This window comes from Lysinibacillus sp. IITD104, from assembly GCF_036698265.2.
In the GTDB taxonomy this organism is placed as follows: domain Bacteria; phylum Bacillota; class Bacilli; order Bacillales_A; family Planococcaceae; genus Lysinibacillus; species Lysinibacillus boronitolerans.
Window position 1 is genome coordinate 4503215 of record NZ_JBAHYH020000001.1, and the last position, 2500, is coordinate 4505714.

Sequence of the window (2500 nt, forward strand, 5' to 3'; positions counted from 1 at the left end):
TTGGTTAAGTCCTCGATCGATTAGTATTCGTCAGCTCCATGTGTCACCACACTTCCACCTCGAACCTATCTACCTCATCGTCTTTGAGGGATCTTACTTACTTGCGTAATGGGAAATCTCATCTTGAGGGGGGCTTCATGCTTAGATGCTTTCAGCACTTATCCCGTCCACACATAGCTACCCAGCGATGCCTTTGGCAAGACAACTGGTACACCAGCGGTGTGTCCATCCCGGTCCTCTCGTACTAAGGACAGCTCCTCTCAAATTTCCTACGCCCACGACGGATAGGGACCGAACTGTCTCACGACGTTCTGAACCCAGCTCGCGTACCGCTTTAATGGGCGAACAGCCCAACCCTTGGGACCGACTACAGCCCCAGGATGCGATGAGCCGACATCGAGGTGCCAAACCTCCCCGTCGATGTGGACTCTTGGGGGAGATAAGCCTGTTATCCCCGGGGTAGCTTTTATCCGTTGAGCGATGGCCCTTCCATGCGGAACCACCGGATCACTAAGCCCGTCTTTCGACCCTGCTCGACTTGTAGGTCTCGCAGTCAAGCTCCCTTGTGCCTTTACACTCTACGAATGATTTCCAACCATTCTGAGGGAACCTTTGGGCGCCTCCGTTACCTTTTAGGAGGCGACCGCCCCAGTCAAACTGTCCGCCTGACACTGTCTCCTGCCCCGCTAAGGGGCATGGGTTAGAATTTCAATACAACCAGGGTAGTATCCCACCGACGCCTCCTTCGAAGCTGGCGCTCCGAGATCTCTGGCTCCTACCTATCCTGTACAAGTTGTACCAAAATTCAATATCAGGCTACAGTAAAGCTCCACGGGGTCTTTCCGTCCTGTCGCGGGTAACCTGCATCTTCACAGGTACTATAATTTCACCGAGTCTCTCGTTGAGACAGTGCCCAGATCGTTACGCCTTTCGTGCGGGTCGGAACTTACCCGACAAGGAATTTCGCTACCTTAGGACCGTTATAGTTACGGCCGCCGTTTACTGGGGCTTCAATTCGCAGCTTCGCTTGCGCTAACCACTCCTCTTAACCTTCCAGCACCGGGCAGGCGTCAGCCCCTATACGTCACCTTACGGTTTTGCAGAGACCTGTGTTTTTGCTAAACAGTCGCCTGGGCCTATTCACTGCGGCTCTCATGCGCTTGCACGCTCAAGAGCACCCCTTCTCCCGAAGTTACGGGGTCATTTTGCCGAGTTCCTTAACGAGAGTTCTCTCGCACACCTTAGGATTCTCTCCTCGACTACCTGTGTCGGTTTGCGGTACGGGCACCTCTCACCTCGATAGAGGCTTTTCTTGGCAGTGTGAAATCAGGAACTTCGTCCATACGGACTCGCCATCACAGCTCAACGTTACAGTGTGCGGATTTGCCTACACACACGCCTTACTGCTTGGACGCGCACAACCAACGGCGCGCTTACCCTATCCTACTGCGTCCCCCCATTTCTCAAACGGTGAGGAGGTGGTACAGGAATATCAACCTGTTGTCCATCGCCTACGCCTATCGGCCTCGGCTTAGGTCCCGACTAACCCTGAGCGGACGAGCCTTCCTCAGGAAACCTTAGTCATACGGTGGACGGGATTCTCACCCGTCTTTCGCTACTCATACCGGCATTCTCACTTCTAAGCGCTCCACCAGTCCTTCCGGTCTGACTTCAACGCACTTAGAACGCTCTCCTACCACTGACATCGTAGATGTCAATCCACAGCTTCGGTGAATCGTTTAGCCCCGATACATTTTCGGCGCAGCGTCACTCGACCAGTGAGCTATTACGCACTCTTTAAATGATGGCTGCTTCTAAGCCAACATCCTGGTTGTCTGTGCAACGCCACATCCTTTTCCACTTAACGATTACTTTGGGACCTTAGCTGGTGGTCTGGGCTGTTTCCCTTTTGACTACGGATCTTATCACTCGCAGTCTGACTCCCGTGTATAAATATCTGGCATTCGGAGTTTGTCTGAATTCGGTAAACCGGGATGGCCCCCTAGTCCAAACAGTGCTCTACCTCCAGTATTCTCATCACGAGGCTAGCCCTAAAGCTATTTCGGAGAGAACCAGCTATCTCCAAGTTCGATTGGAATTTCTCCGCTACCCACACCTCATCCCCGCACTTTTCAACGTGCGTGGGTTCGGGCCTCCAGTAAGTGTTACCTCACCTTCACCCTGGACATGGGTAGATCACCTGGTTTCGGGTCTACGACCACGTACTATTTCGCCCTATTCAGACTCGCTTTCGCTGCGGCTCCGCCTTCTAAAGCTTAACCTTGCACGTAATCGTAACTCGCCGGTTCATTCTACAAAAGGCACGCTATCACCCATTAACGGGCTCTAACTACTTGTAGGCACACGGTTTCAGGATCTCTTTCACTCCCCTTCCGGGGTGCTTTTCACCTTTCCCTCACGGTACTGGTTCACTATCGGTCACTAGGTAGTATTTAGCCTTGGGAGATGGTCCTCCCGGATTCCGACGGAATTTCACGTG

Annotated in this window: 1 rRNA gene (only partly in view); it reads right to left on the reverse strand. The window is 52.9% G+C overall.

The annotated features are described in order from the left end of the window. Positions 1-2500, reverse strand: a 23S ribosomal RNA gene (locus V1L66_RS22825) (it continues 428 nt past the right edge of the window).